This is a genomic window from Armatimonadota bacterium (assembly GCA_025059775.1).
GTDB lineage: Bacteria > Sysuimicrobiota > Sysuimicrobiia > Sysuimicrobiales > Sysuimicrobiaceae > Sysuimicrobium.
In genome coordinates this window covers 17,143-36,726 of the sequence record JANXCW010000017.1, presented here as the reverse complement: position 1 = coordinate 36,726, position 19,584 = coordinate 17,143, and the positions used below count along the sequence as shown (strand labels likewise).

The following is a 19,584-nucleotide window of genomic DNA, read 5'->3' as shown; positions in this document are numbered from 1 at the left end:
ACCTCGTGGGCCTGCTGGACCGGCCGACCGAGGGCCGGGTCCTCCTGGCTGGCCAGGACGTCTCCGACCTCCCAGACCACGCCCGGTCAGTACTCCGCCGGGACCTCATCGGCTTCGTCTTCCAGAGCTACTACCTGTTGCCGGAGCTGAACGTCCTCGACAACGCCCTGCTGCCCCTCCGCCTCAAGGGCCCGGTCCGGTCAGAGGAGCTCCAGCGCGTCACCGGCCTGCTGGAACGCGTCGGCCTGCTCCCCTACGTCCGGGCTTTCCCCCATCAGCTCTCCGGCGGCCAGCAGCAGCGGGTGGCAGTGATCCGGGCCCTGGCGAACGACCCCGTGCTCGTCCTCGCAGACGAGCCCACGGGGAACCTGGACAGCGCCAGCGGGCGGGCGGTCTTCGAACTGATGCGGGAGCTCAACCGCTCTCTCAAGAAGACCTTCGTCATGGTCACCCACGACGAGCGGTTCGCGGCCGAGGCGGACCGCGTGGTCCGCATTCAGGACGGCCGGGTCGTCCCTTAGAAGCCCCGCGCCTCACCGCGACGGAGGAGCCTCAGGTCTACCGGACGGCTCACCGTCTCAGCCGGGTCTAGGGTAGCTCGGCTCCCGGCAAGCAGTCCGCGTGAGGGCCACGGTGCACAGGGTGGAGGGTTACGGCAAACACCTGCTCCTCTACTTGGGTGGTCTACCGCCGGGCGCACAGACCGTGCCTCCGCTGCGGTGAGCCCGTCCGTCGCCTAAACACCGGGGGGTCACCTTCTACTGCTCCGGCTGCCGGCCTGGACCACGCCCCTGAGTGCGGGCTGTCCACCCGCCCCGACCCCTCCCAGACACCCGACCCGGGGAGAGCTGCCGGCCCTTCCACATGCGCGGACCCCAGAGCGCCCGGAAGAAAGCCGGAAACAGGAGGATAGGCCCCACAGGGGCGAAGAGGCCGGACCACAGGGGACCGCCCGCGACACCCTGAGACGCCAGCCGTTCGAGCACCATCGCCCCCTCAGACCCCACCGACCCCGGAGCCAAGGGAGCGTGTAGAGGGCCAGATGGTATACCAGGGATCCCACCAGAACCCCCGGGGAGCCTGAGTGCACCTCGAGGAGGTTCTTGCTGAACCCCTCCACCATCTCCCCGTACGTCCGGTACATCCGAGTCCGGAAGAGCAGACCCCCTGAAAAAGGCCGAACTGGCGGAACCGTCGGGCGAGCGCCACGTCCTCCAGCACGGGGTCACGAACCGCCCGGTGCCCGCCCGCGCGGAAGTATGCCTCCCGCCGAACGGCCAGCACCTGGCCGTTGGCGAGCCCTAGACGCCGCAGAACGCCATGGGGGAGGAACCCGAAGGCCCCGTTCAGCAGGAAGCTCACCGCCGAGCCCAGCAGGATCCCCTGGACATCCTGCCGCGGCCAGACGGAAACCAGTCCATACGCACCCAGCGCCTGCACGAGTTCGCCGAGGGCACCGGGCCCCCACTGCACGTCGGCATCCGTGAACACCAGCACGTCTCCCCCCGCAGCCTGGGCCAGCTGCCATGCCGCCCAGGGTTTCCCCAGCCAGCCAGGAGGTAGAGGCTCACTACGGAGGAGTCGGAACCTCGAATCCGCGCCGGCGGCCTCCTGGGCGACCACGCCGGTGCCGTCCTCCGAGCCGTCATCGAGGACGAGGACCTCCGCCGCGCCCTGACCCAGCAAACCCGGTAGGGTTCGACGGAGGTTGGGGACCTCGTTCCGGGCGGGCACCAGGATAGACACACGGACCTCGGAGGGGAGGGAGCCCCCTCGCAGGATGGGGAAGCGCACGGCGTTGTACGCCAGCACGGCGAACCGGGCGGCAGCGAGCCACTCGATCCCGCTCAGATTTCTCCACCAACCCACCGGAACCACCGGATCCACCGCGCCACCCGCTCATCGAGACTGGACCGTCCCCGGAGGACGAGCCGGAACTGCGGCGGGACCGTCCTGGGGTGCGTAGCCGCCAGCGTCTCATCGACTCTCCGGAGCCCACCGCCGAGGACCTCCGCCAGATCCTGTCCGGGAGGAACCGGCGGGCCGACCCATACGAACGCCTCGGGGAGCTCGAAGCCCCGCAACACCACCCGGACCGCCACCGGCACGAGCGGGACACCCGCCCGGTCCGCGAGGTATCGGGCTCCCCGACGCACTGGGCCTAGTGTCCCCGGATACCGCAGCTCCCCCTCCACGAACACCGCGATCCACTCTCCCCGTCGGAGCCTCCGCAGGGCTTCCCGGACACGCCGTGCGTCGACCGCTCCGACCGCGGCGAGCACGGGAAACGCCCGGAGGTTCTCGGCTGAGACCAGCACGCTCACCCGCTGGCCCGCAAGCCTGGCGAGGAGGCCGGCGAGATGACCGTCGAAATAGCTGTGGTGATTCATGGCGAGCACGGCAGGCCCCTCCGGGAGTTCCCCCTCGAGGTAGACCCCACGGAGGCTCGCCGTCAGGCTGCGGAGGAACATGCGGGTTATGGCCTGCCCGATCCGCTCCGTGACCAGACGGCGAATTGTTGATCCGTCACACACCTGGACCCTCCGAGCCCGAGAACCGTCGCCGCACGGCCACCTCCCGGAACTGGAAGATGGCCTCAAGCCGACGGGCCACCGAAGCGGCCAGGAGCCGATCGCCCAGCCATCCTCCAGGGAGCGCGTAGACCACGAGGTCTCGGACTTCTACCCCTCCAGGAACGATGCGGAAGTGGTGCTCATGGTGCCACAGGCGGTAGGGGCCAAGCCGCTGTTCGTCCACGAACAACGAGCCTTCCCGGATGTGGGTGATCTCCGCCACCCACGGCCAGGCGAGCCCTCCGAAGGGGCGCACGCGGTACTCCAGGAGGAGCCCCGGATACATGCGGTCCGGTACTGGTGAGACCAAGCGCAGGTCGAGCCACGGGGGAGTGATCTCCGGTAGATTGCGGGGATCTGCGAAGAACTCCCATACCGTCCCGAGCTCCGCGTGCAGTACGAGCGTCCGCTCCAGCCGGTGCAGAACACCCCTCACGGCAGGGTCAGGGTCGCCCGGAGTGCGCTTTCGAGGTCGGGCCATCGGAACTGGAATCCTGACTCCACCAAGCGCCGGGGCACCACGCGGTTCCCAGACAGCAGGGCTTCGTCCGCCATCTCTCGCCCGAACGCTAGCCGCAGCGCGAACGCCGGCACGCGCAGCACCGCGGGCCGGCGGAGGACGCGTCCCAGGGTCCGGGCGAACTCCGCGAAGGGGACCGGGTTGGGGGCGGTCAGGTTCATGGGGCCATCCACGGACGTTGCCGACACCAGGAACTCCACCGCCCGCAGCCAGTCCTCCAGGGCGATCCAGCTCACGCCCTGCTGACCGTCCCCCACGCCCCCCCAAGCCCCAGGCGGAACACGGGTAAGAGGGTAGCCAGGAACCCTCCCTGCCGGGCGAGGACCGGCCCGGTCCGCAGGAGCACGGTGCGGATCCCTGCTGTCCGGGCCGGCTCGGTCGCCGCCTCCCAGTCCACGCAGAGGGACGCTAGGAACCCCCGCCCCGGTGGACTCGTTTCGTCCAGCACCTCCTCGAAGGGCCTAGGTCCGTAGTAACCCGTCGCAGAGGCTGAGAGGAAGACCCTGGGCGGCTGCTTGAGCCGGACCATGGTCTCGCTCAGCAGCCGGGTTGCAGCCACACGGCTTGCGCGCAGCTCCCGCTTGTACGCCTCCGTCCAGCGGGCTGGGGCGATCCGGGCACCGGCCAGATTGACGACGACGTCGCATCCGGCGAGGGCCCCTGCGTCCAGCTCTCCACGACTAGGTTCCCAGCGGACCCCGTCGGCTCCTGGCCTGCGGCTGATCGGGATCACCGCGTACCCCGCGGCCTCCAACCGCGCCCGCAGGGGCCGCCCCAGCAATCCGGAGGCTCCCGTAATGGCGATCCGCACGCCTCTACCGTAAGCCCGCACTCCGGGGCGTTCAAGGGGCTGTCCAAGCCTTGGAGGCCCGATTCGGCCCCGCCCTTATGGGGCGAGGTCAACCCAGGCCCCTGTGCCGCGCTCAATGCGAATAAGATGGATCCCCTCGTGCAGACCGGCATTCGACCGGGCCCGGGGCTCTGCTATGCTAGAGGTACAGCCGGAGAGGTGCGGGAGTCCGGCCGATCCGGCACGCCTGGAGGGCGTGGAGGCGGGTTGATGCCCGCCCCATGGGGGTCAAACTTCACCCCCTCCGTGAGCCCGAGCCCAGGAATGTCTGTGCGACCCCGGGTGGTCTTCTTCGACCTTGACGACACCCTGGTGGACGAAACGGGGCTGATGGCCGACTGCGTCCGCCAGGTAGCCGAAGTCATGCAAGACACTTACCCACTGACCCCGGACCTGGTGGTCCGGACCTACCTGGAGGCCTCCGTAGACCTCTGGCGGCGCGTGACCCCTGCCCAGCCCGGGGTCACCATCCGCCGGATGCGCCGGTGGACCTGGGAAGAGACGCTGCGCCGGCTCGGTGTCTCCGGCCCTGTGGAACCGTTCCTCGAACGCTACACGTCCCTCCGCGATGGCCTCGTCCGGGCCTTCCCGGACGCGCGCCCCGTGCTCGTGGAGCTGCGCCGGCGCGGGTACCGCACGGGAGTGATTTCCAACGGGGAGACCGCACTCCAGCGGTGGAAGTTGCAGGCTACCGGGCTAGAGCAGCTGCTGGAATCGGTGCTGACCAGTCAAGAGGTGGGCTGCAGCAAGCCTGACCCCGCGGTGTTCCTGGAGGCCGCACGGCGGGTGGGAGCCCGTCCTGCGGAGTGCTGGATGGTGGGTGACCTGCTGCATGCGGACGTAGCCGGAGCCCGGGCGGCCGGGATGACCGCGGTGTGGGTGTGCCGCCGGCCGGACCTGGCGGGCTCCGGGGAAGCCGAACCGCACCACACCGTGGACTGCCTGTCCGAACTTCTGGCGATCCTGCCCTGACCGGCCCCGCGGGAGCACCACGGATGGGCTCCCCGGATCTCCACCAGGAGGGGGTTCCGGACCGCTACCCAAGCAGGGGCCTTGGATGCGCAGCTGCGGGCTTGTGCACTCCTCTCCGCACGTCCGTCCTCCGTGGTAGGATTTTGGCGGGGGTTACCGAAAATACGCGGGTTTGAATCCTTCACGGCCCACCCAGTGGGGTATGGCAGTCCTTGAACGCCCGCAGGTTCTCACCGGAACGATCCCGGGCCGGTTCCTCCGGGCGGTGCGGGAACGGGGCGGTCGCGTGGCCATGCGGCACAAGCGCCGGGGGCTCTGGCAGCCCATCACGTGGGAGGAGTACGGCCTGGCCGCGGAGGAGATCGCTCGCGGACTCGTAAGCCTGGGCCTGCGGAGGGGCGAGACCGCGGCCCTCGTCGGTCAGAACCGGCCCGAGTGGCTCTTCTGCGACATGGGGATCCAGCTCGCAGGGGGGATCTCCGTGGCCGTGTACGCCACCAGTCCTCCAGAGCAATGCGCCTACGTGCTCGGGCACAGCGGGGCCCGGGTCTTCTTCGTGGAGAACGAGGAGCAGCTGGACAAGGCCCTGGTCATCCGCTCACGACTCCCGCACCTGCGGGCCATCGTGGTCATGGACCTGGAGGGCTTGGAGGGGTTTGCGGATCCGCAGACGATGACGCTCGACGAGCTGCGGACCCTGGGGCGGGCCCTCCAGGACGCCGGTGTGCTGGAGGCCCGGATCCGGGAGACCGCCGAGGAGGATGTGGCGGTCCTGCTGTACACCTCCGGCACCACAGGGCCGCCGAAAGGCGCAATGCTCACTCACCGCAACCTCCTGTGGACCGCGCAGGCCCTCGGCGCCGCAAACCCCCTGTACCCTACGGACACCGCCCTCTCCTTCCTTCCCCTCGCCCACATCGCGGAGCGCATGCTCTCCCTGTACCTCCCCCTGGTGTGGGGCTATACCGTGCACTTCGCGGAGAGCCTGGATACCCTCTTCCAGAACCTACAGGAGGTCCGGCCCACCATCCTCTTTGCGGTGCCCCGCCTGTGGGAGAAGCTCTCCGCGCAGGTGGAGCTGCACATGCGGGAGGCGGATTTCCTCAAGCGCACCGCATACCGGATCGCGGTCCGCTTCGGTCGGCGGTATGCGCTCCTCCGCCTGGCGGCGCAACCGATTCCGCTTCCCCTCCGCGTGGCGCACGCCCTGAGCGAAGTCCTGCTCCTGCGGCCCCTGCGCCGCCGCCTGGGGCTCGATCGCGTTCGGTTCGCGGTCTCCGGAGCTGCCCCCATCGCCCCCGAGGTCCTGGAGTACTACCACGCCATCGGCGTGCCCATCCGGGAGGTGTATGGCCAGACGGAGGGGAGCGGTCCCACCACCATCCACCATGGCGACCGCATCCGGTTGGGGACTGTGGGTCAGCCCCTTCCCGGGGTGGAGGTGCGCATCGCGGAGGATGGGGAGATCCTGGTACGCGGGCCTAACGTGTTCGCGGGGTACTTCAAGGATCCGGAGGCCACCGCGCAGGCCCTCCGGGATGGCTGGCTGTACAGCGGGGACGTGGGCGAGATGGACGCGGAGGGCTTTCTGCGCATCACGGATCGGAAGAAGGACATCCTCATCAACGCGTACGGCAAGAACATCGCGCCCGCCTATGTGGAGAACAAACTGAAAGCGAGTCCCTACATCCACGACGCGGTGGTCATCGGAGACCGGAGGCCGTACCTCGTGGCCCTCATCGTTCTGGACGAGGACCACGTGGCCCGCTGGGCACAGGAACACCGGATCCCCTTCACCACCTTCACGGACCTCAGCATGAACGAGCGGGTTTACGAGCTCATCGAGGGAGAGGTGCAGCGTGTGAACCGCACCCTCAGCGGCCCTGAGCAGGTGAAGCGGTTCGCCATTCTCCCCAAGCGCCTCTACGAGGAGGACGGGGAGGTCACCCCTACCCTCAAGGTGAAGCGGAAGGCCATCGGGGAGAAGTACGCGGACCTCATCGAGTCCCTCTACCGGCGCTGATCCCTCACGCCCACCGGCGCTTCGGCCGCCAGCGCCGGAATCCCTTGGGAGAGGATTCTCCCCCCATCCCCAGGTACAGGGCCTGCACGTTGGGATCCTCCCGCAGCCGCTCCGCGCTTCCCTCCAGCACGAGCCTGCCCGCCTCCAGCACGTACCCGTAGTGGGCGATGCGGAGGGCCACGCGGGCATTCTGTTCCACCAACAGCACCGCCATCCCCTCCCGGTTCAGGGCCTGGAGAGCCGCAAAGATCTCCGCCGCCACCCGGGGCGCAAGTCCCAGGGAGGGTTCATCCAGGAGCAGCAGACGGGGTCGCAGCACCAGGGCCCGGGCCAGGGCCAGCATCTGTTGCTCGCCTCCTGAGAGGGTCCCTGCGAGCTGCCGCCACCGCTCCCGGAGTACGGGGAATCGGTCCAGCACCGCCTCCACCTCCCCGGCCCAGATCCGGCGGCCAAAGCCTGCGAGAGCCAGGTTCTCCGCAACCGTGAGTTCCGGAAAGATCCCCCGGCCCTCGGGCACCAACACCATCCCCATCCGCGTGATCTCGTGGGGCTCCTTCCCCTGGAGGCGCTGGCCCTGGAACAGTACCTCGCCCTTCTCGGGCTGATCCGGGATGAGCCCCATGAGGGTGCGCAGCAGGGTGGTCTTGCCCGCGCCGTTTGGGCCCAGCAGAGCAACCATCTCCTCCTCCCGCACCCGCAGGGAGACGCCCCGAAGCACCACGAACCCACGTCGGTAGCCGCTTTCTACGTTGCGCACTTCCAGCAACGCGCTCATCCCGCAGCTCCCAGGTACGCCTCGATCACCCGCGGATCCCGCCGTACCTCCTCCGGGGATCCCTGGGCGATGACCTCCCCGTGGTCCATCACCACCACCCGCTCCGCCAGTTCCATGGCCATCCGTAGGTCGTGCTCCACGAGGAGCAGGGTGACCCCGAACCGCCGCCTTATCTGTTGGAGACGATACGCCAGCTCCTCCTTGTCCTCCGGTGTAAGGCCCGCGGAGGGCTCATCCAGGAGCAGCAACCGCGGCCCAGTGCACAGGGCTCGCCCCACCTCCACCAGGCGCTGGATGCCGTGCGGCAGGGCTCCCACCGGCCGGTCCCGGTACGCCTCCAGCCGGAGGAACTCCAGGACCTCCTCTGCCCGCTCCCGCTGGGCGATCTCCTCCCGCACCGCCTGTGGCAGGCCCAGGACCACCTCCCACACCCGGGCCTGGAAGTGCCGGTGGCAGCCCAGCAGCAGCACCTCCAGGACCGTCATGCCCCGCGGAAGCTCCAGGTTCTGGAAGGTGCGGGCCACACCCAACCGGGCGATGCGGTCGGGGCGCAGGCGGGTGAGCTCATATCCCTCCAGCCGGATGCTCCCCTGCTGCGGCCGATAGAGCCCGCAGATGCAGTTAAAGAGGCTGGTTTTGCCTGCGCCGTTCGGCCCCAGGAGGGCTATGAATTCCCCGGCCTGCACCTCCAGGAAGACGTCCCGCAGGGCGACGATCCCGCCGAACCGCAGGCGGACCCCCTCTACCTGAAGGAGCGGATGCCCCAAGGGCCTAGAACCGCACGGGGTACGAGATCCAGTCCGAGATCCGGACGTACCGCCCGCCTTCCGCCCGGGTGAGGAAGATCCGGTGGATGCCCTGCCGCCGGTCCGGACCGAAGGTGACCCCCCGGATCACCTCTCCATCCCAGTTCCGCAGGCTCTCCAGAGCCGACACCACCCGCTCCTGGGTGAGCTCCCGACCCGCACGGCGGAGAGCCTCCACCAAGGGCTCCAGGAAGGCCCAGCCCGCGAGCGCGTTGTACGGGTTGGCCCGCAGGGCGGGGTCGATCCGGGTGAGGATGCTCAAGGCCTGGTCCACCCGGGCATCCCCGGTACCCGGGAGCGGGAAGAAGCCGGTGGAGATCACGTTGTTCCACGCCTCCCCCGCCAGGGTGAACATGATGGGGTCGCCCAAGGTGAAGGAGCTCAGGAGCCTTGGCGCATACCCCACTTTCGCCATCTCCCGCACGATGAGGGCGCCGTGTCGTGGGGTGGCGTAGAGGAGCACCGCCTCCGCCCGGGATTCCCGCAGCTTCACCGCCTCCGTGCTCACCTCCGCCGCGGTCACCTCATAGGGCACCTGGGCCACGATGCGGATCCGGGCCTTATGCGCCCCCTGCTTGGCGCCCAGCAGGCCCTTCTGGCCGTACAGGTCGTTCTGGTAGAAGACCGCCACCGTGCGCACGCCCAGTCTCTCGGCCGCGTACTCCACCAGGATCCGGGCCTCCTCCACGTAGGAGGGATAGGTCACGAAGAGGTAGCGCTTCTGCCGGAAGCCGTACCACATGGTGGCGTCCGCGGTCGGTGTGATCCACAGGACCTGGTTGCGCACGAGGTAGTCGCGCACCGCGAATGCGTTCGCGCTCCCAATGAGGCCCACGATGGCGAACACGCCCACCCGCTCCACCAGCTCCCGTACGTTTGCCGCGGCGCGGGGCGGAAGGTACCCGTCGTCCCGCACCACCACCCGCAATCTCCGTCCGTGGATCCCCCCCTGCTCGCTGAGATACCGAGCGTAGGCCTCCATCCCCCTGCCGACCGCTCCCCAGTACGCGGCGGGACCGCTCAAGGGCATGGAGGTCCCGATCACCACCTCCTCCGGGGTCACGCCCCGCTCCTGGGCTGTGGCCCTCCCCAGAAGTCCCGCAAGCCCTACCACCAGCAGGAACACCGCCAGGCACCGCATCCCTGCACCTCCCCTCCGTAGAGTCACGCCCGGCGCTGGAAGGGGCGTCCCAACAGACCCTCTGGCCGGATCAGGAGCACCGCCACGATCACTCCGAACGCCAGGGTGGTCTTGAACCGTACCGACACGTAGCCTGCAAAGAGGCTCTCCAGCACGCCCAACCCGAAGCCGCCGATCACCGCGCCCGGCAGACTCTCCATGCCACCCAGGACCGCGGCGGCAAATCCCTTTAAGAAGGGGTCCAGCATCATAAAGGGGTCTACAAAGACCGCGGGCGCGAGCAACATGCCCGCGCACGCCCCCAGAACTCCGGAGAGGGCCCACGTCCCCGCGAGCACCCGGCCTACGGGAACCCCCAGCAGCTGCGCGGCCTCAGGGTCCTGGGCCACCGCCCGCATGGCGAGCCCCCATGGGGACCTCCGCACGAACACCGATAGGCCAGCGACCAACAGGATCCCGATCCCCAACGTCCCCAGGGTGCGCTCGCTCACCGCTACCCCACCCCACCGTATCACCCGGTTTTCCGAGAGGAGGAAGGGGAACACCCGAGTGTGCGTCCCCCATACCCACACCTGCAGACCGCTCAGGATCAGGGCAAAAGCCAGGGTGGCGATCACAAACCCCAGCTGGGTGCCTCCCCGCACGGGCCGCAGAAAGGTCCGGTAAAAGGCCATGGCGAGCAGCCCGGAGCCCCCCAAACCCGCAGCCAGGGCCAGGGGATAGGGCCATCCCGCGGCCAGAGCGGAGAGGGCCAGGAACACCCCCGTGGAGGCAAGATCCCCGTGCGCGAAGTTCAGCACGCGGCTGGAGCGGTACAGGAGCACGATCCCAAGGGCCACGAGGGCGTACAGACTGCCGGCCGAGAGCCCGTTGACGATGTACTGCGTCAGGAGCGTCATAGCGGCCACGATTTTCCATACCGCCGGATCCGCAGCCACCGGGCGTACAGACCCCCCGGATCGAACCGGAGGACCAGGAGCAGGGCAAGCCCGTATACCACGTTCAGAGCCTCCCCGAGTCCCGAGAGGGCCTGTGGGAGGAGGGTAAGGAGGGCCGCACCCAGCAGGCCCCCGGAGACGGACCCGAGCCCCCCCACCACCACCATGGCCAGGAAATAGATGGAGTCGAAGAGGGTAAACAGCTGGGGCTCCAGAAAGCCCATCACGTGTCCCAGCAGCGCTCCCGCAACCCCCGCGTAGAGGGCGCTGAGTCCGAACGCCAGGGTCTTGTACGCGGTGAGGTGGATTCCCACGGTGGGGGCGGAGAGCTCGCTGTCCCGGATGGCTACGAACGCCCGGCCGATGTAGCTGCGCACCAGCCGGTAGGCCCCGAGCACCAGAAGGACCGCCACCAGGAGGACCAACCAGTACAGCACCCGTTCGTCCTGAAGCGACCTCCCCAGCACGGAGACTTCCGGGAAGAACAGACCCGAGCGCCCGCCCGAAAGGGACTCCCAGTTCACCAACACCTGGTGGATCGCAAGCCCGAATCCCAGGGTGGCCACCGCGAGGTACGGCCCCGTGAGCCGGAGGGCCGGCAGTCCCACGAGGGCACCCGCAAATCCCGAGATCCCCGCCGCGATCACCAGCGCGGGTCCGAATCCCCAGCCCAGCCGCGTGAGGAAAAGCCCGTGGGCATAAGCCCCGATGGCCACAAATCCCGCGTGTCCCAGGGAAACCTGCCCCGTATAGCCCATCAAGAGGTTCAGGCCAACCGCTACAATTCCGTGCACCCCCACCAGGGTGGCCACATAGACCACGTAGCGGGGCGCGAAGAGGGGAAGCGCCGCAAGAAACCCCAGGAAGGCGACCAGGGCGGCCCATCCTGCGGTCCCCGAAACCAGCCGCAGGTCCTGGGCATAGGAGGTTCGCAGATCCACCCCACACCTCCCCCTTCGATTCTCCAGTTTCGCACCACCCGGTGCACTCTCCTCCAGGGAACCCGGGCCGGCCCCGGCCCGGCTTGTCCTGGAGGGAGGGAGGACGTAGGGTTAGGAGGGGGAGTTGGGTGGGTGAGGACCGGATTCTCCAGGTGATCCGGGAGGTGGAGAGGGCCATCGGCAACGGCCGGCTCTTCCCCATCGTGGGCCCCGCCAAGGGCGAGCTGCCCTACGCCTTCACCCTCCTGGCCCAGCCACGTCTTGCGCTCGAGCTGGGAACCGGCATCGGCTACTCCTGCCTCCACATGGCCCGGGCCCTGCCCCTGGGGGCGAAGCTGATCTCCGTGGACTGGAACCCTCAAAACGCCCGGAAAGCCCTCAGGAATCTCCAGAAGGCGGGGCTCGAAGGGGTGGTGGAGGTGGTGGTCGAGGAGGTCGGCGCGTTCCTCCGCCGGAGCACTTCCCTGTACGACATGATCTTCCTGGACGTGGAGAAGTCCCGATACCTGCCCCTGCTGGAAGATTGCATCGAGAAGCTGCGAACCGGCGGGATCCTGGTGGCGGATAACCTTCTCTGGCCTGAACTCCGGGGCTTCCGGGAAGCCCTTAGGAAACACCCGCGGCTCCGCTCCGCCATCATCCCCATCGAAGATGGCATCTCCCTGAGCGTGAAAACCGGTTAGCGGGCGGCCGCCGCCCCCTTGACGGCCCGTCAAGGGGGTGCCATATTGAGAGCTGTCATGAGGCGGGCCTTCATCCGGTATGCGCCCCGCAGCTGTATCTGTCCTGGGCGGAGGCAGGGTGTGCCTTCGCCGCAGTCCGCCTAAGCCTTCCCGAGCACGCTCTGTCTCCGCTTCCCCTAGCCGCGGATAACGCGGTCCCCAGGAAGGGTTCAAACGTCTCGGTGAGGAGGGATCTTGATGGCTCAGTACGCGGTCCCTGAGGTTCTGGTGGAGACCCAATGGCTGCACGAGCACCTGGGGGATCCCACCCTGCGGATCGTGGAATCCAACGAGGATCCTGATCTCTACGCGCAGGGGCACATCCCCGGGGCCATCCACCTCCGGTGGAAGACGGATCTCCAGGACCCCGTGCGCCGGGATTGGATCAGCCGGGAGCAACTGGAGAGGCTGCTGGACGAACGGGGCATCGGCAACGAGCACACCATTATCCTGTACGGAGACAAGAACAACTGGTTCGCCACCTACACCTTCTGGCTGCTGCGGTACTACGGGGTGGAGAACCTCAAGATCCTCAACGGCGGCCGACAGAAGTGGATCGCGGAGGGCCGCCCCCTGACCACGGAAGTCCCGCGGTACCCGCCCACCACCTTCCGGGCAAGGGATCCGGATCGCGCGCTGCGGGCCTTCCGGGATGAGATCCTCCAGCGACTGAAGGATCCAGGCCTCGCACTCGTGGATGTACGCTCCCCCCAGGAGTACCATGGGGAGCTCATCGCGCCGCCCGGCTACCCCCAGGAGGGGGCGCAGCGCCCTGGGCACATCCCGGGTGCCGCGAACATCCCCTGGACCCAGAACGTGCGGGAAGACGGGACCTTCAAGTCCGCGGAAGAGCTGCGGGCCCTTTATGAGCCGCTGGGGATTACCCCTGAGAAGGATGTGATCGCCTACTGCCGGATCGGGGAGCGTTCGAGCCTCACTTGGTTCGTGCTCAAGTACCTGCTGGGCTACCCCAAGGTGAAGAACTACGACGGGGCCTGGACGGAGTGGGGTAGCCTCGTGGGCGTTCCCATTGAGCGCACAGTCCGCGGGGAGGCCCAGGGATGACGGTGGACCGCAACGCCCTGCGCACCAACCAGGTGAGCCTCCTGGTGCTCGTGGTGGCGGCGTTCCTGTGGGATCTGCCGTGGCTCGTGCTCCTCACGGGCCTTGCCCTCGCCCTGGGAGCCCTGGATCCCCGGATCGCCCCCTTCCAGGTCCTGTACCACCGGGTGCTGAAAGGCCGCCTGGTGCGGCCGGACGTGCGCCCGGAGGACCCGACCCCCCACCGGTTCGCCCAGGCCCTGGGCGGAGGATTCCTGCTCGCGGCCGCGGTGGGCATGCTCGGGGGATCCCCCAGGGTGGGCTGGGCGCTCGCGTGGCTCGTGGCGGCCCTGGCCCTGGTGAACCTCCTCTTCGGCTTCTGCGTGGGCTGCTTCCTCTACCTCCAGCTCGCCCGCCTGGGCCTTCTTCGGCGGTGAGGGAATGCCGGAACGGGCATTGATCGCCTTCGGAATCCTCCTCCTGGTGGCGGTAGGGTGGTCCGCTCTCCTGGGCATCCGTGACCGGCGGTTCCTGCGCGCACCGGCAGATGTAGTCGGGCCCGCGGTGGTGGCCTTCACGCACCCCCTGTGCGTTCCGTGCCGGACCCAGCAATTGCCAGCCCTGGAACGCCTGCGTGCCCTACGGGGGGGAGTGCGCATCGAGGTGGTGGACGTCCAGCGGCAGCCGGAGCGCGCCCGGCGGTACGGGGTCTGGACCGTCCCCGCCACCGCGGTGGTGGACGCCTCCGGTCGCATCGTCGCCCTCAACCACGGGGTGGCGGACGAGCATCGCCTCCTGGGACAGCTGGCCCGGTCCTCCCCCCTCCGTCACGAGCCCGCCCGCGCGTGACGGAACCGCAGGGGGGTGGTACAATCCGTCACGCGTGTTGCGGCAGGAGAGGTCCATGGAGGCGAAGGAGGCGGTCAAGGAGATCCCCCGGAAGCAGGAGAGCCTCTCGGAATGGTACACCGCGGTGTGCCTGCGGGCGGAGCTCGCGGACTACGCACCGGTACGCGGGTGCATGGTGGTCCGGCCATACGGATGGGCCATCTGGGAGGCCATCCAGCGGTGGCTGGACGGGGAGTTCCGGCGCACGGGACACCAGACCGCAGCCTTCCCCCTATTCATCCCCGAGTCCTTCCTGAAGAAAGAGGCGGAGCACGTGGCGGGGTTCGCCCCCCAGGTGGCGTGGGTCACCCACGGCGGAGACGAGCCGCTGGGCGAGCGGCTCGCGGTACGCCCCACCTCCGAGGCCATCATCATGCCCATGTACGCGAAGTGGATCCAGTCCTACCGGGATCTGCCCGTGCGCATCCTCCAGTGGGGAAGTGTGGTGCGCTGGGAGAAGTCCACGCGCCTGTTCCTGCGTACCCTGGAGTTCTTCTGGCACGAGGGACACACCGCCCACCGCACTGCGGAGGAGGCGGACGAGGAGTGCCGCCTGATTCTCGACATCTACCGGCGCCTGCTGGAGGGGGAACTGGCGATCCCGGTGCTCGTGGGCAAAAAGCCCCCCAGCGAGAAGTTCGCGGGCGCGGAGTGGACCTACACCCTGGAGGCCCTCATGCCCGATGGACAGGCCATTCAGGCCGGAACCTCCCACTTCCTCGGACAGCACTTCGCCCGCGCCTTTAACGTGAAGTTCCTAGACCGGGACAACACGGAGAAGTACGTGTGGACCACCTCCTGGGCGGTGACCACGCGCCTGATCGGGGCCCTGGTGCTGGCCCACGGGGACGACCGGGGGCTGTTCCTGCCACCCCGCATCGCGCCCATTCAGGTGGTGATCGTTCCCATCCGGTTCGAGGAGACATCCGTGGTCCTGGAGCGGGCCCGGGCTCTTGCCGCACAGCTCCGGGAGCGCTTTCGGGTGCAGCTGGACGACCGCGAGGAGTACACGCCCGGGTGGAAGTTCAACGAGTGGGAGCTCCGCGGTGTTCCCCTGCGCATCGAGCTGGGTCCCCGGGAAGTCCAGCAGGAGCAGGCGGTGCTGGTGGCCCGAGACGGTGCGGGCGGCAAGCGCCCCGTGCCGCTTGCGGGCATTGAGGATGCGGTGGCCGCGGAGCTGGAAGGTGTGCAGAGGCGGATGCTCGAGCGGGCCCGGGAGTTCCTCCAGACCCACACCTTCGTCGCCACATCCTACGAGGAGGCCGCGGAGCTCATCCGGCAGCGCCGGGGGTTCGTGCGGGTGGCGTGGTGCCTGGACCAGGGCTGCGAGGACCGGCTGCGGGAGGAAACGGGCGGATCCCCCCGGGTGATTCCGGAGGAGTCTCCGGAGGGCGCCTGCGTGGTCTGCGGCCAGCCCTCCCGGGCGGTGGTGTATTTCGCCCGGGCCTACTAGTCCTCCCCGCGCAGCCGACGAAGGGCCCGCGCGTAATCTTCCGGGGTGTTCAGGTTGAGGAAGCTCAGGAGCTCCGGGTCCGCCTGCCGCAGCTCCGGCTCCGGGACGAAGCGCACGCGCAACCGCGCAAACAGATCCCGCAGGGAACCTCCACCCGCCCGCAGCAGCGCCTCCGCGGGGAGAAGCGCGGTCCGACGATAGACCGCGCAGAGGGGCTCGGGCTTTCCCCGCACCACCGGTACCACGGCGTCCACCTCCTCCGCCGCGTGGAGGAGGTGGCGCAGGAGGGCAGGCTCCACGAACGGCAGGTCACAGGCCACACAGACCCCCAACTCCGTCTCCGCGACCGACAGGCCCGCGTGCAGCCCCGCGAGGGGCCCAAGTCCCGGGAACCGATCCGGAACCACCTCGAACCCCGGATACCGGGCCGGCTCCCGCGCGACCACAAGGACCCTCGGGCACACGGATCGAACCCGGCGCACCACCCACCCGAGCAGGGTGTCCGGGCCGAAGGGTAGGGTCGCCTTGTCCCGACCCATCCGTCGGCTATGGCCTCCCGCGAGGACGATCCCCGTGGCATGCGGCACGTCGCGGGGGATCGTACCATAGAGGTGCGTGGGGGAGGAAGCGGTGGCCCTGGAGCTGGAACTGGCCTTCCAGCAGCTCTTGCGGGAAGCGGAGCCGATCGGAACCGAGCGCGTCCCCGTGGCCGCGGCCTCGGGACGGGTGGCGGCGGAGACTTACATGTGCCCCAGGCCCATCCCTTCCTTCCGGCGGGCGGCCATGGATGGCTACGTGGTCTGGGATGCGGACGTGCGGGACGCCTCCCCGGACCGACCCGCCCGGCTGCGGATCACGGGGGAAGTCCGCATGGGAGAGGGGCCGGCGGAAGGCCCGGACCGCGGGGAAGCCTGGGCCATCCCCACGGGAGGTGCCCTGCCGCGTCGGGGAGATCGGGTGATCCCCATCGAGCACGTGCGACGGGAGCGGGACGTGCTGGTCTTCTCCGGTCCCCTTCCCCGAAAACCCCACGTGGCGGAACCCGGAGAGGAAGCCCTCCCCGGTGCGGTGCTGGTAGAGCGGGGAGAGGTGATCCGCCCGGCCGCGGTGGGAGCCCTGGCCGCGTGCGGGTTCCGGGAGATCGCGGTATACCGGAGACCGCGGGTGGCACTGCTGGCCACAGGGGATGAGCTCGTGGATCCTACCGTGCTTCCACCTCCGGGACGGGTGGTGAACTCCAACACCCCAACCCTCGCCGCGGAGCTCGCGGCGATCGGATGCGAGGTGTACCCCGCGGGCATCGTCCCGGATGCGTCGGCGGCCCTCGCGAGGGCCTTCCGAACGGCTGTGGAGGAGGGTTACCACGTGGTCCTCACCACGGGTGCGGTTTCCGTGGGTGCCACGGACCGTGTCCCACGCACCTGGCTCGACTTGGGAGCCCGCCGGATCGTGGGACGGGTGGATCTCAAGCCCGGAGGCCCCTTCTTCGCGGGCCGGCTCGGGGAATGTTGGGGAATCGGACTCTCCGGAAACCCCGCGGCGTGCCTCGCCGCCTACCACCTCCTCGTGCGGCCTTTCCTGCTACGTCTTGCGGGTCACGCGCGGATCGTGCGGCCCGTGGTCCTGGCCCGCCTGCGGAATGGTCCCACCCGGGAAGCGGACCGGACCCGGGCGCTGTGGAGTCGGGTGCTCGGGGAGCCGCCGGAGGTGGAGATCCTGGAGGGCGGGGTCCTGCCGGGGATGAGCCGGGCGAACGGGCTCGTGCTCCTCCGGGCGGGGACCCCCCGGCTCCGGCCGGGCTCCCGGGTGCCCGTGCTCTGCCTGGACCGACAGGAGGAGGGCCCACAGTTGCGCATCCCCCCAGTCCAACCCGCCCCCCTCGTGGTGGGAGTGGTGGGGGTCTCCGGGAGCGGGAAGACCACGGTGATCGAGGGGCTGTTGCGCCGGCTGTGGTCGGACGGCAGGACGGTGGCGACCATCAAGCACGCGGCCCACGGGTTCGATCCGGACCGACCTGCAAGCGACAGCCACCGCATGGCCCGTGCGGGAGCTCGGGCGGTCCTCGTGGTGGGGCCTGAGGAGCGATTCCTCAGGCTCCGCGAGGAGGTCGGGACTCCGAGCGTGGAGCAGCTCGTGGAGGAACTGGTGGATGCCACGGGAGGCCTAGACCTCGTGCTGGTCGAGGGATTCCGCCATCGGGACCACCCCGTGATCCGGGTGGGGACGCCCAAGGATCCCCTGGATGGGGCATGGCTGGAGGTCCCTTCCCTCTCCAGGTTGCCCGGCACTCGGCGGGAGGCGGTACTGGACGATCTGGCGACCCGGATCCGCGCCTGGCTGCGGGGAGAGGGCCCGTGAGCCCGCGCTTCCGGTTTCTTGCCGCTTCCGGTAGAATGCGGAACGACGCGCGGACCGAGCACCTCGGAGCCGCGGGGCAGGGGTTCGTCCTTCTCGCCATGCATCGCCTCGTGCACGTACCGCCGGAGGAGCGGCCGCTGTCGGAGCTGCTGGAGGAGGCCCTGACCGCGGAGGACGGGCGGGTGATCACCGTACGGGAAATCGCAGACCGCATCGACGAACGGGGGTTTGGATTTGCCCTCATCCTGCTCGCGCTGCCCACCCTGATCCCCGTGCTCCCGCCGGGCACCTCCGGCGCTGTGGGCTGTCTCTACGTCCTCCTCGCCATCCAGATGGCCCTGGGCCGGGAGCGCCCTTGGCTTCCCCGCAGGGTCCTGGATTACCGGCTCAGCCACCGCGCGGTCGAGGGACTGCGGTCTCGCGGGGTTCGGATCTTGCGCTACCTGGAGCGCTTCTCCAGGCCCCGCTGGACGCCCATAGGGGACGCGGCCCTGCTGCGCCTGTGCGCGGCGTTCATCCTGGCCATGGGCGTCGTGCTCTTCCTGCCCCTGCCCTTCCTCAACACCCTCCCCGGGCTCGCGGCCCTCGCTATAGGCGTGGGACTCCTGAACCGGGATGGCATTCTCCTGTCCGTCGGCATCGGAATTGCGCTCTTCGTCCTCTCCCTGGTGGGCGCGAGCGCTCAGGCGCTGCGGGGCGTCCTCACGTGGCTCCTCTCCCTGGCCCGATGAGCGACGAACCGATCCGCTTCACCGCCCACCTCATCCCTGGGAAGGGGCGAGGTCGGCGCCTCGGCTTCCCTACCCTGAACCTCCAAATTCCCCCGGATCTCCACCTCGCACCCGGCATCTACGCCTGCTGGGTACGGACGGAGCAGGCGGTTTACGCGGGCGCCCTCCACTTCGGTCCCGTCCCCGTCTTCGGAGAGGAAGATCCCTCCCTGGAGGTCCACCTGCTCGACGTGGAGCTGCGGGATCCTCCCGCCGCGGTCACCGTAGAGGTCGTGCGGTTCTTACGTCCCGTGCAGGCCTTCGCATCCCCCGAAGCCCTCGCCCGCCAGATGGCGGAGGATGTGGCACGGGCCCGGGCGATCCTGGAAGCCGACCGGGGCATTCGGCGGGTTGTCGCGGCGCTCGCCCAACACGGCCTTTCCGCCCGCATCCTGCGGTTCCCGCAGGACACCCGCACCGCGCAGGAGGCCGCCGCGGCCTTAGGAACCACCCCGCGGCGGATCGTGAAGTCCCTGGTGTTCCTGGCGGATGGGGAGCCGCTCCTGGTGCTGATCTCCGGCGCGCACCGGGTGAGCCGGGACAAGCTCAGGGAAGTGGCGAACGCCCGTGCGGTGCGCTCCGCGGACCCTGAGACGGTGCTGCGCATCACGGGGTTTCCGGTGGGCGCCGTCCCTCCCGTAGGGCTCGCCTCGGAGATCCCGGTGTACATGGATGAGGCCCTGCTCCAGCACGAGGAGGTGTATGCGGGAGGAGGCGCTCCGGATGCCCTGCTGGTCCTCTCCTCCTCCGACCTTCGCCGGATCACGGGGGCCCGGGTAGTGGATCTGAAGGAGGAGCCGTAGGGAAGACGGA

The 19,584-nt window shown here is 69.1% G+C and carries 19 protein-coding genes and 2 pseudogenes; 11 read left to right on the top strand and 10 right to left on the bottom strand.

What is annotated here, in order from left to right; all coding sequences use genetic code 11:
- A partial coding sequence (locus N0A24_10840; GenBank protein MCS7173842.1) for an ABC transporter ATP-binding protein occupies positions 1–521 on the top strand: 521 nt, incomplete at its 5' end.
- Between the two features lie 324 nt (positions 522–845).
- Here the strand turns inward: N0A24_10840 and N0A24_10835 are convergent.
- The 4 genes and pseudogenes from N0A24_10835 to N0A24_10820 all read right to left on the bottom strand — a co-directional run bounded on the left by N0A24_10835 (position 846) and on the right by N0A24_10820 (position 3,904).
- A pseudogene (locus N0A24_10835) lies at positions 846–1,851 on the bottom strand (glycosyltransferase family 2 protein).
- Positions 1,848–2,471 (bottom strand): 1-acyl-sn-glycerol-3-phosphate acyltransferase, encoded by a 624-nt coding sequence (locus N0A24_10830; protein MCS7173841.1) that lies wholly within the window; start codon positions 2,469–2,471, stop codon positions 1,848–1,850. Before N0A24_10830 ends, N0A24_10835 begins: the two are co-directional and overlap by 4 nt.
- Positions 2,472–2,526: 55 nt before the next feature.
- Positions 2,527–3,009: an SRPBCC family protein gene (locus N0A24_10825; GenBank protein MCS7173840.1), complete on the bottom strand. Its 483-nt coding sequence runs from the start codon at positions 3,007–3,009 to the stop codon at positions 2,527–2,529.
- Positions 3,006–3,904 (bottom strand): annotated as a pseudogene (locus N0A24_10820) (TIGR01777 family oxidoreductase). The gene N0A24_10825 and the pseudogene N0A24_10820 overlap by 4 nt, the downstream one beginning before the upstream one ends.
- A gap of 249 nt (positions 3,905–4,153) precedes the next feature.
- Between N0A24_10820 and N0A24_10815 the strand changes: the two are divergent.
- Positions 4,154–4,915, top strand: a complete 762-nt coding sequence (locus tag N0A24_10815; GenBank protein MCS7173839.1) for an HAD-IA family hydrolase — start codon at positions 4,154–4,156, stop codon at positions 4,913–4,915.
- Between the two features lie 202 nt (positions 4,916–5,117).
- Entirely contained in the window at positions 5,118–6,938 is a 1,821-nt protein-coding gene (locus tag N0A24_10810) for an AMP-binding protein (GenBank protein MCS7173838.1), read from the top strand.
- A gap of 4 nt (positions 6,939–6,942) precedes the next feature.
- Here the strand turns inward: N0A24_10810 and N0A24_10805 are convergent, their stop codons facing one another.
- From N0A24_10805 to N0A24_10785, 5 genes are read right to left on the bottom strand one after another with little or no spacing between them, the layout of a single operon-like run.
- The gene (locus tag N0A24_10805) at positions 6,943–7,713 is read right to left on the bottom strand and encodes an ABC transporter ATP-binding protein (GenBank protein MCS7173837.1); all 771 of its coding nucleotides are present in this window, start codon (positions 7,711–7,713) and stop codon (positions 6,943–6,945) included.
- Positions 7,710–8,480 carry an ABC transporter ATP-binding protein gene (locus N0A24_10800; protein MCS7173836.1) on the bottom strand — a complete coding sequence of 257 codons (771 nt, stop codon included), beginning with the start codon at positions 8,478–8,480 and terminating at the stop codon, positions 7,710–7,712. The genes N0A24_10805 and N0A24_10800 overlap by 4 nt, the downstream gene beginning before the upstream one ends.
- A gap of 4 nt (positions 8,481–8,484) precedes the next feature.
- Positions 8,485–9,660: an ABC transporter substrate-binding protein gene (locus tag N0A24_10795; GenBank protein ID MCS7173835.1), complete on the bottom strand. Its 1,176-nt coding sequence runs from the start codon at positions 9,658–9,660 to the stop codon at positions 8,485–8,487.
- 23 nt (positions 9,661–9,683) lie between these two features.
- On the bottom strand, positions 9,684–10,559 hold the full coding sequence (locus N0A24_10790; protein MCS7173834.1) for a branched-chain amino acid ABC transporter permease: 876 nt from the start codon (positions 10,557–10,559) through the stop codon (positions 9,684–9,686).
- Positions 10,556–11,539, bottom strand: coding sequence for a branched-chain amino acid ABC transporter permease (locus tag N0A24_10785; protein MCS7173833.1), 984 nt, complete (start codon positions 11,537–11,539; stop codon positions 10,556–10,558). The genes N0A24_10790 and N0A24_10785 overlap by 4 nt, the downstream gene beginning before the upstream one ends.
- Before the next feature lie 128 nt (positions 11,540–11,667).
- Here N0A24_10785 and N0A24_10780 point away from each other — a divergent pair, with 128 nt between their 5' ends.
- From N0A24_10780 to proS, 5 genes are all read left to right on the top strand, one after another.
- Entirely contained in the window at positions 11,668–12,222 is a 555-nt protein-coding gene (locus N0A24_10780) for a class I SAM-dependent methyltransferase (protein ID MCS7173832.1), read from the top strand.
- Positions 12,223–12,459: 237 nt separating this feature from the next.
- Complete coding sequence (locus N0A24_10775; protein MCS7173831.1) at positions 12,460–13,326, top strand: sulfurtransferase; 867 nt, start codon at positions 12,460–12,462, stop codon at positions 13,324–13,326.
- Positions 13,323–13,739: a DUF4395 domain-containing protein gene (locus N0A24_10770; protein MCS7173830.1), complete on the top strand. Its 417-nt coding sequence runs from the start codon at positions 13,323–13,325 to the stop codon at positions 13,737–13,739. The genes N0A24_10775 and N0A24_10770 overlap by 4 nt, the downstream gene beginning before the upstream one ends.
- A gap of 4 nt (positions 13,740–13,743) precedes the next feature.
- On the top strand, positions 13,744–14,151 hold the full coding sequence (locus tag N0A24_10765; GenBank protein ID MCS7173829.1) for a thioredoxin family protein: 408 nt from the start codon (positions 13,744–13,746) through the stop codon (positions 14,149–14,151).
- A 55-nt stretch (positions 14,152–14,206) separates the two neighbouring features.
- Positions 14,207–15,643: a proline--tRNA ligase gene (gene proS / locus N0A24_10760; GenBank protein MCS7173828.1), complete on the top strand. Its 1,437-nt coding sequence runs from the start codon at positions 14,207–14,209 to the stop codon at positions 15,641–15,643.
- On the opposite strand, the gene N0A24_10755 is transcribed toward proS, so the two are convergent.
- Positions 15,640–16,230, bottom strand: a complete 591-nt coding sequence (locus N0A24_10755; GenBank protein MCS7173827.1) for a molybdenum cofactor guanylyltransferase — start codon at positions 16,228–16,230, stop codon at positions 15,640–15,642. The two genes, proS and N0A24_10755, sit on opposite strands and share 4 nt — an antisense overlap.
- Before the next feature lie 28 nt (positions 16,231–16,258).
- Between N0A24_10755 and mobB the strand changes: the two genes are divergently transcribed.
- From mobB to N0A24_10740, 3 genes are read left to right on the top strand one after another with little or no spacing between them, the layout of a single operon-like run.
- Positions 16,259–18,001 carry a molybdopterin-guanine dinucleotide biosynthesis protein B gene (gene mobB / locus N0A24_10750; protein MCS7173826.1) on the top strand — a complete coding sequence of 581 codons (1,743 nt, stop codon included), beginning with the start codon at positions 16,259–16,261 and terminating at the stop codon, positions 17,999–18,001.
- A gap of 35 nt (positions 18,002–18,036) precedes the next feature.
- Positions 18,037–18,732 carry an exopolysaccharide biosynthesis protein gene (locus N0A24_10745; protein ID MCS7173825.1) on the top strand — a complete coding sequence of 232 codons (696 nt, stop codon included), beginning with the start codon at positions 18,037–18,039 and terminating at the stop codon, positions 18,730–18,732.
- Positions 18,729–19,574, top strand: a complete 846-nt coding sequence (locus tag N0A24_10740; protein MCS7173824.1) for a hypothetical protein — start codon at positions 18,729–18,731, stop codon at positions 19,572–19,574. Before N0A24_10745 ends, N0A24_10740 begins: the two co-directional genes overlap by 4 nt.
- The last annotated feature ends 10 nt before the right edge of the window (positions 19,575–19,584 follow it).

Bases quoted from the DNA above. Each gene is read 5' to 3' on its own strand.
- N0A24_10830 (MCS7173841.1), bottom strand. From the start codon at position 2,471: ATGTTCCTCCGCAGCCTGACGGCGAGCCTCCGTGGGGTCTACCTCGAG.
- N0A24_10815 (MCS7173839.1), top strand. From the start codon at position 4,154: ATGCCCGCCCCATGGGGGTCAAACTTCACCCCCTCCGTGAGCCCGAGC.
- N0A24_10810 (MCS7173838.1), top strand. From the start codon at position 5,118: ATGGCAGTCCTTGAACGCCCGCAGGTTCTCACCGGAACGATCCCGGGC.
- N0A24_10805 (MCS7173837.1), bottom strand. From the start codon at position 7,713: ATGAGCGCGTTGCTGGAAGTGCGCAACGTAGAAAGCGGCTACCGACGT.
- N0A24_10795 (MCS7173835.1), bottom strand. From the start codon at position 9,660: ATGCGGTGCCTGGCGGTGTTCCTGCTGGTGGTAGGGCTTGCGGGACTT.
- N0A24_10790 (MCS7173834.1), bottom strand. From the start codon at position 10,559: ATGACGCTCCTGACGCAGTACATCGTCAACGGGCTCTCGGCCGGCAGT.
- N0A24_10775 (MCS7173831.1), top strand. From the start codon at position 12,460: ATGGCTCAGTACGCGGTCCCTGAGGTTCTGGTGGAGACCCAATGGCTG.
- N0A24_10770 (MCS7173830.1), top strand. From the start codon at position 13,323: ATGACGGTGGACCGCAACGCCCTGCGCACCAACCAGGTGAGCCTCCTG.
- N0A24_10765 (MCS7173829.1), top strand. From the start codon at position 13,744: ATGCCGGAACGGGCATTGATCGCCTTCGGAATCCTCCTCCTGGTGGCG.
- proS (MCS7173828.1), top strand. From the start codon at position 14,207: ATGGAGGCGAAGGAGGCGGTCAAGGAGATCCCCCGGAAGCAGGAGAGC.
- N0A24_10745 (MCS7173825.1), top strand. From the start codon at position 18,037: ATGCGGAACGACGCGCGGACCGAGCACCTCGGAGCCGCGGGGCAGGGG.
- N0A24_10740 (MCS7173824.1), top strand. From the start codon at position 18,729: ATGAGCGACGAACCGATCCGCTTCACCGCCCACCTCATCCCTGGGAAG.